7 protein-coding genes and 1 riboswitch are annotated in these 8,023 nt (G+C 56.0%); of the genes, 5 read left to right on the forward strand and 2 right to left on the reverse strand.

Features of this window, described 5'->3' with window-relative positions; genetic code table 11:
• Positions 1–74 precede the first annotated feature (74 nt).
• Positions 75–992, forward strand: a complete 918-nt coding sequence (gene oxyR / locus MKS11_RS23280) for a DNA-binding transcriptional regulator OxyR (RefSeq protein WP_002883015.1) — start codon at positions 75–77, stop codon at positions 990–992.
• Here oxyR and sthA read toward each other — a convergent pair.
• The gene (sthA, locus tag MKS11_RS23285; RefSeq protein ID WP_002883016.1) at positions 975–2,375 is read right to left on the reverse strand and encodes a Si-specific NAD(P)(+) transhydrogenase; all 1,401 of its coding nucleotides are present in this window, start codon (positions 2,373–2,375) and stop codon (positions 975–977) included. The genes oxyR and sthA overlap by 18 nt on opposite strands.
• A gap of 196 nt (positions 2,376–2,571) precedes the next feature.
• On the opposite strand from sthA, the gene fabR reads away from it, so the two are divergent.
• A complete protein-coding gene (fabR, locus tag MKS11_RS23290) occupies positions 2,572–3,207 on the forward strand; it encodes an HTH-type transcriptional repressor FabR (RefSeq protein WP_004151856.1) in 636 nt (211 codons plus the stop codon).
• A 15-nt stretch (positions 3,208–3,222) separates the two neighbouring features.
• On the forward strand, positions 3,223–3,582 hold the full coding sequence (locus MKS11_RS23295; protein WP_004203691.1) for a YijD family membrane protein: 360 nt from the start codon (positions 3,223–3,225) through the stop codon (positions 3,580–3,582).
• Positions 3,583–3,632: 50 nt separating this feature from the next.
• Here the strand turns inward: MKS11_RS23295 and trmA are convergent, their stop codons facing one another.
• Entirely contained in the window at positions 3,633–4,733 is a 1,101-nt protein-coding gene (gene trmA / locus MKS11_RS23300; protein ID WP_004203692.1) for a tRNA (uridine(54)-C5)-methyltransferase TrmA, read from the reverse strand.
• A gap of 114 nt (positions 4,734–4,847) precedes the next feature.
• A riboswitch (cobalamin riboswitch) is annotated at positions 4,848–5,035 on the forward strand.
• A gap of 64 nt (positions 5,036–5,099) precedes the next feature.
• On the opposite strand from trmA, the gene btuB reads away from it, so the two are divergent.
• A complete protein-coding gene (gene btuB, locus MKS11_RS23305; protein ID WP_004203694.1) occupies positions 5,100–6,938 on the forward strand; it encodes a TonB-dependent vitamin B12 receptor BtuB in 1,839 nt (612 codons plus the stop codon).
• Complete coding sequence (gene murI / locus MKS11_RS23310; RefSeq protein WP_023291541.1) at positions 6,883–7,734, forward strand: glutamate racemase; 852 nt, start codon at positions 6,883–6,885, stop codon at positions 7,732–7,734. Before btuB ends, murI begins: the two co-directional genes overlap by 56 nt.
• The last annotated feature ends 289 nt before the right edge of the window (positions 7,735–8,023 follow it).

Below are 8,023 nucleotides of genomic sequence, written 5' to 3' on the forward strand. Positions count from 1 at the left end.
AAACTTGATAGGGATAATCGTTCGTTGCTATGCTATCTATCGCCATGGACTATCGTGGCGATGGAGGATGAATAATGAATATTCGCGATCTTGAATACCTGGTAGCGCTCGCCGAACACCGCCACTTCCGGCGGGCGGCTGACTCATGCCATGTGAGCCAACCGACGCTCAGCGGACAGATCCGCAAGCTGGAGGATGAGCTTGGCGTCATGCTGCTGGAGCGCACCAGCCGTAAGGTTCTGTTTACCCAGGCGGGGCTGTTGCTGGTGGATCAGGCGCGTACCGTGTTACGCGAAGTAAAAGTGCTCAAGGAGATGGCAAGCCAACAAGGGGAAACCATGTCCGGGCCGCTGCATATCGGCCTGATCCCGACAATTGGCCCGTACCTGCTGCCGCACATCATTCCGATGCTGCATCAGACCTTCCCGAAGCTGGAAATGTATCTGCACGAAGCGCAGACCCATCAGCTGCTGGCTCAGCTCGACAGCGGTAAGCTCGACTGCGCCATCCTGGCGCTGGTCAAAGAGAGCGAGGCCTTTATCGAGGTGCCGCTGTTCGATGAGCCGATGATGCTGGCTATCTATGAGGATCATCCGTGGGCAAACCGCGATCGGGTGCCGATGTCGGATCTGGCCGGTGAAAAGCTGCTGATGCTGGAGGATGGGCACTGCCTGCGCGATCAGGCGATGGGCTTCTGCTTTGAAGCGGGGGCGGATGAGGATACCCACTTCCGCGCGACCAGCCTGGAAACACTGCGCAATATGGTAGCGGCAGGCAGCGGTATTACCCTGCTGCCTGCGCTGGCGGTGCCGCAGGAAAGAAAACGCGATGGCGTGGTCTACCTGCCGTGCATTAAGCCAGAGCCAAGACGCACCATCGGTCTGGTTTACCGTCCGGGCTCACCGCTGCGCAGCCGCTACGAACATCTGGCGGAGGCCATCCGCGGCACGATGGATGGCCATTTCGACAAGGCGTTAAAACAGGCGGTTTAAGCCGTTCAGCGCGGCAACCCGGTACGCTTCCGCCATGGTCGGGTAGTTAAAGGTGGTGTTGACGAAGTACTCAATGGTGTTACCACCACCTTTCTGCTCCATGATCGCCTGGCCGATGTGAATGATTTCGGCTGCGCGTTCGCCAAAGCAGTGAATGCCGAGGATCTCCTTGGTCTCCCGATGGAACAGGATCTTCAGGGTTCCCACGCTCATGCCAACGATTTGCGCCCGCGCCAGGTGTTTAAACTGAGCGCGACCCACCTCATACGGCACTTTCATCGCCGTCAGCTGCTGCTCGGTTTTCCCGACGGAGCTGATTTCCGGAATGGTGTAGATCCCGGTCGGGATATCTTCAATCAGATGCGCTGAGGCTTCGCCTTTCACCAGCGCCTGGGCGGCAATGCGTCCCTGATCGTACGCCGCGGAGGCGAGGCTCGGATAGCCGATGACATCCCCAACCGCATAGATGTGCGGAAGGGCGGTCTGATACATGCTGTTGACCTTCAGCTGACCGCGGCTGTCGGTCTGCAGACCGATATTTTCCAGCGCCAGAGTGTCGGTATTGCCGGTGCGGCCGTTGGCGTACAGCAGGCAATCGGCTTTCAGTTTTTTGCCGGACTTCAGGTGCATGATCACCCCGTCATCCACCCCCTCAATTTTCTCATACTCCTCGTTGTGGCGAATGACCACGCCGCTGTTCCAGAAGTGATAAGAGAGCGAATCTGACATCTCCTGATCGAGGAAGGCCAGCAGACGATCGCGGGTGTTGATCAGATCGACCTTCACCTCCATGCCGCGGAAGATCGACGCATATTCACAACCGATTACCCCGGCGCCGTAAATGATCACATGGCGCGGCTCATGCTGCAGGCTGAGAATCGAATCGCTGTCATAGATGCGCGGGTGGTGGAAATCGACATCCGCCGGATGGTAGGGGCGAGATCCGCAGGCGATAACGAATTTCTCCGCGGTCACCGTCTCAACCGTGCCGTCATGACACTCCAGCGCCAGAGTATGCTCATCAACGAAGTGGGCATTGCCCTGCAGAATTTCACAGTGGTTGCGCTCATAGAATCCCTGGCGCATATGAGTCTGCTGGTTGATGACGCTGTCGGCATGGTTAAGGATGTCGGCGAAAGAAGAGCGAAGAAGGCGGGAGTGGTCGCTGTAGAGGGGGTTTTGGTTAAACTCGATAATACGGCTGACGGCATGGCGGAGGGCTTTCGACGGGATGGTGCCCCAGTGGGTGCAACCGCCGCCGACATTATGGTAGCGCTCGATGACGGCAACGCGTGCTCCCTGTTTCACCAGTCCCATGGCGGCGCCTTCGCCGCCAGGACCGGAACCAATCACTATTGCATCATAATCCCAAGAGTGTGACATGGCATTACTCACCTGTTTTATACATAAAATAAACACGATGATAACATTCGCTGCGCTTTAACCCAATTATCGTTGTGCTTTTTTGCGGCATAAAAGCAGAAACGGCTCGTAAACAATCATTCACAATCCAGGGCAAACCGATTAGTTTTAATCTCTGGTATAGTGCCAGCAGGGCTATTGGAAGGATTCATACATCGTGATGGGCGTAAGAGCACAACAAAAAGAAAAAACCCGCCGTTCGCTGGTGGAAGCGGCATTCAGCCAACTTAGCGCTGAGCGGAGTTTCGCCAGCCTGAGTTTGCGTGAAGTGGCGCGGGAAGCAGGGATCGCGCCGACGTCCTTTTATCGTCATTTTCGCGATGTCGATGAGTTAGGCCTGACGATGGTCGATGAGAGCGGACTGATGCTGCGCCAGCTGATGCGCCAGGCGCGCCAGCGGATTGCCAAAGGCGGCAGCGTGATCCGCACCTCGGTCTCGACCTTTATGGAGTTTATCGGTAACAACCCGAACGCCTTCCGCCTGCTGCTGCGCGAGCGCTCGGGAACTTCTGCGGCGTTTCGCGCCGCCGTCGCACGCGAGATCCAGCACTTTATTGCGGAACTCGCCGACTATTTAGAACTCGAAAACCATATGCCGCGCGCCTTTACCGAAGCGCAGGCTGAAGCTATGGTCACCATCGTTTTTAGCGCTGGCGCGGAAGCGCTGGATGTCGGCCCTGAACAGCGCCGACAGCTGGAAGAACGGTTGGTACTGCAGCTCAGAATGATCTCTAAAGGCGCGTATTACTGGTATCGCCGTGAACAAGAAAAAATGTCACATCATTCCGAATAACGTGAAGGACGAGCAATGAAACACTCAGTTCAAGATAAAGGTACGCTGCTGCTGGCGCTGATTGCCGGGTTATCTATTAATGGCGCCTTTGCGGCGCTGTTCAGTTCGATAGTTCCGTTTTCCGTCTTCCCCATCTTATCCCTGCTGCTGACGGTCTACTGTCTGCATCAGCGCTATCAGAATCGCAGTATGCCCGTCGGGCTACCGGGCCTCGCCGCCGCCTTTTTTATTCTCGGGGTGCTGTTGTACAGCACCGTCGTGCGTGCGGAGTACCCTGATATCGGCTCTAACTTCTTCCCGGCCGTTCTGTCCGTCGCGATGGTCTTCTGGATCGGCTACAAGATGCGTAACCGCAAAAATACGGCAGCCGAATAAGCCGCCAGTGATAAAAAACCGGCAATATGACGTTGCCGGTTTTTTTTGGCCTATTTCCGGGTCAACAGCACGCCGCATTCCATGTGATGGGTATACGGGAACTGGTCGAACAGCGCCAGCCGGGTAACATTATGCGTCTGGCTTAGCGTTTCCAGATTGCGGCACAGCGTTTCCGGGTTGCACGAAATGTACAGAATACGCGGATAGGCCTGCACCATTTTTTCCGTTTCACTGTCCAGCCCGCTACGCGGCGGATCAACGAAAATCGTCTCGCACTGATAGCTTTGCAGATCGATACCCTGCAGCCGGTTAAACTCACGCACGCCGTTCATCGCCTGAGTAAACTCTTCCGCCGCCATGCGGATAATCTGCACGTTGTCGATATGGTTGGCGGCTATGTTGTACTGCGCCGCCGCCACCGACGGTTTGGCGATTTCGGTGGCCAGGACGCGATCGAAATTACGCGCCAGCGCCAGCGAGAAGTTACCGTTGCCGCAGTACAATTCCAGCAGGTCGCCGGTCGCTCCTTTGGTGACATCCAGCGCCCACTCCAGCATTTGAATGTTCATTGCCGCGTTCGGTTGGGTAAAGCTGTTTTCCACCTGACGGTAGATCATCTCCCGACCGCCAACCGGCAGACGTTCATCTATATAATCCTGATCGAGCTCGATTTTAGTTTTGGTCGCCCGACCAATGAGATGCACATTGAGCCCCTGGGCTCGCAGGGCGTCACGCAGCGCCTCCGCTTGCTCACGCCAGGCATCATCGAGTTTTTTATGATACAGCAGCGAGACGACCGCCTGATTGCTGAGGGTGGTCAGATAGTCAATCTGGAACAGCTTATGGCGCAGCACGGGATTGTTGCGTACGCCCTCCAGCATGGCGGTCATCAGCTGATTGATGAGCGCGCTGGCGGCCGGGAAGCTGTCAACGCGAATCCGCGACCGGGTCTGCTGATCGAAAATTATATGGTACAGGTCGTCGCCATCGTGCCACAGACGGAACTCGGCGCGCATACGGTAGTGGCTGACCGGCGAACGAAACACTTCCGGAACCGGCGCGGCAAAAGGCGCCATCATGGTTTGCAAACGGACGACTTTTTCTGCCAGTTGCGCTTCGTATTGTTCGGTAGGAAGGTGTTCGGGGGTCATGATGTATCCTGAATAAAATAAGTACGCGGGGATTGTAGGGAAAGCGCCGGGGATGTCCAGCCTCGAATGCCGCGGGAAATATAATTAGCAGTCTGGACATCTATATGATTCTGATTGTAGCATTTGCCTACCGGTCCTGTGAGTTAAAAGGGAACCCAGTGGAAATCTGGGGCTGACGCGCAGCGGTAAGGAAGGTGAGAAATGAGCGCACTCGGTGCAGACACTGCGGTTAGCCGTGGGAAGTCATTATTTCTTGAAACAGCCTCCAAGCCCGAAGACCTGCCGGAATACGTCGCACTGGGTTTTATCGTCGCGAGCAACTGATAAAACCTGCGGCATCCTTTTTCTGTTTCGGATGCTTTTACAATGATTAAAAAAGCTTCGCTGATGACGGCCTTATCCGTCACGGCATTTTCCGGCTGGGCGCAGGATAGCAATTCAGATACGTTGGTGGTGACAGCAAACCGTTTTCAACAGCCGGTCAATACCGTGCTGGCGCCGACCGATATAGTGACGCGCGATGACATCGACCGCTGGCAGTCCAAAGATTTAAACGATGTCATGCGTCGTCTTCCCGGGGTCGATATTGCCCGCAACGGCGGCATGGGGCAGAGCGCTTCGCTGTATGTTCGGGGGACGGAGGCTCGCCACGTGCTGGTGCTGATCGACGGTGTGCCGATGGCGCGTCCGGGGATCTCCAACGGCGTGGATATCAGTCAGATCCCTATCTCTCTGGTCCAGCGGGTGGAATATATCCGCGGCCCGCGCTCCGCGGTGTATGGCTCCGGAGCGATCGGCGGGGTGGTGAACATTATCACCATGACCGACGCTGAGCGTTCGCAGATCAACGCCGGCGCGGGAACGAACGGCTATCAGTCCTATGATGGCGCCTTCAACAAGCGGTTTGGCGATACGCTGGTTACCGCTGCCGGCGCCTATCAGACCACCAAAGGGTTTAACGTCCAGCCGAACTCCTCTTATAGCGGCGACAGCGATCGCGACGGCTACCGCAATAAAATGCTGTGGGGAGGGGTACAGCATCAGTTCGATGATAACTTCTCGGGATTCTTCCGCGGCTATGGTTATTCCGCCAATGCTGACTATGACCAGGGTAACTGGGGCTACGCAGGTGGAAACGATGAAAATCAGTCCTATACCCAATCCTGGGATACCGGTCTGCACTACCACTCCGGAATTTACTCCTCCCAGCTGATTGCGAACTATCAGCGTATTAAAGATTACAACTACAGCAGCGACGCTGGCCGCTATGCCGCGGGCACCACCCTGGATGATATGGAACAGCGCTATATCCAGTGGGGAAATAATGTTGTGGTGGGCCATGGCGCGGTGAGCGGCGGCGTAGACTGGAAACAGGAGAAGCTGAAATCCAGCGGAACGACCAGTACCGACGTGTATAAGCGCGATACCACCGGTCTTTATCTGACGGGCCAGCAGCAGATTGACAGCGTGACGCTGGAAGCTTCCGGCCGTGAGGATCATGACGAGCAGTTTGGCTGGCACGGTACCTGGCAGACGGCGGCAGGCTGGGAATTTATCGACGGTTATCGGACAACGCTCTCGTACGGCACAGGATTCCTCGCCCCCTCCCTCGGGCAGCAGTATGGCGCAGAACGCTTTGGCATCGCCTCTAACCCGAACCTGAAGCCAGAGGAGTCGAAGCAGTGGGAAGCGGGCCTTGAAGGGTTAACGGGGCCGGTCGACTGGCGTCTCTCCGCGTATCGCTATGAGATTCAAAACCTCATCGATTACGACAACAACGCCTATTACAACGTCAAGTCGGCGACGATCAAGGGGCTGGAGTGGACGGGAAATGTCACCACAGGGCCGGTGGAGCACCATCTGACGCTGCAGTATGTTGACCCTCGCGATGATGAAACTAACAAGATCCTCTATCGCCGGGCGAAGCAGCAGGTGAAATACGAGCTGAACGGCCAGGTCTACGATCTGGGGTGGGATGTGACGTATCACTACATCGGCAAGCGCTACGATTATGATTACGACAATTCGCGTACCGTCAATATGGGTGGGTTGAGCCTCTGGGATGTCGGTTTATCGTATCCCGTCACCTCACACCTGACAGTTCGTGGTAAAATAGCCAACCTGTTCGATAAAGATTACGAGACAGTTTATGGCTACCAATCTGCAGGACGGGAATACACCTTGTCTGGCAGCTACACCTTCTGATCCACGTCCCACCGTGCTGGTGTTTGATTCCGGCGTCGGTGGGTTGTCGGTTTATAATGAGATTCGGCAGCTGCTGCCGAATCTGCATTACATCTATGCTTTCGATAACGTTGCCTTCCCCTATGGCGAGAAGAGCGAGGAGTTTATCGTTGAGCGCGTTGTGGAAATCGTCACCGCTGTCCAGCAGCGTTATCCCCTGGCGCTGGCGGTGATCGCCTGCAATACCGCCAGTACCGTCTCCCTGCCTGCCCTGCGTGAAAAGTTCGCCTTCCCCGTTGTTGGCGTGGTGCCGGCGATCAAGCCCGCCGCCCGCTTAACGGCGAACGGCATTGTTGGTCTGCTGGCGACGCGCGGTACCGTAAAGCGTCCTTATACCCGTGAGCTGATCGACCGCTTTGCCAATGAATGTCGGATTGAGATGCTGGGGTCGGCGGAGCTGGTGGAGCTGGCGGAAGCGAAGCTGCACGGCGAGCCTGTGCCGTTAGAAGAGCTGCGCCGTATCCTGCGACCGTGGCTGCGGATGCAGGAGCCGCCGGATACGGTGGTGCTGGGCTGCACCCATTTTCCTCTTTTACAGGAGGAGCTGCAGCGCGTTCTGCCGGAAGGCACGCGGCTGATTGATTCCGGCGCGGCGATTGCCCGTCGCACCGCCTGGCTGTTAGAGCATGAAGCGCCGGATGCGAAGTCCAGCGACGAGAATAAAGCATTCTGCATGGCGTTGACGGCAGAAACGGAACAACTTTTACCCGTTTTGCATCGCTATGGCTTCTCGACGCTGGAAAAATTACCGCTTTAACGGCGTTTTGCACAAAAAAGAGACGGTTGAATAATTTTTTGAAAACAGGGCTTGTCAACGTCTCAGAACTCCCTATAATGCGCCTCCACTGACACGGAACAACGGCAAGCGAGCCGCCGGGTCAGCAGGGTTTCGGCGATGAAGTTCAGCGCTGAAAACCGACAGAGAAAAGCAAAAATAAATGCTTGACTCTGCAGCGGGAAAGCGTAATATGCACACCCCGCGCCGCAGCGAAAAACGAAGCGGCACTGCTCTTTAACAATTTATCAGACAATCTGTGTGGGCACTC

This window comes from Klebsiella sp. K5-45, assembly GCF_030128605.1.
GTDB classification, from domain to species: domain Bacteria; phylum Pseudomonadota; class Gammaproteobacteria; order Enterobacterales; family Enterobacteriaceae; genus Klebsiella; species Klebsiella quasipneumoniae.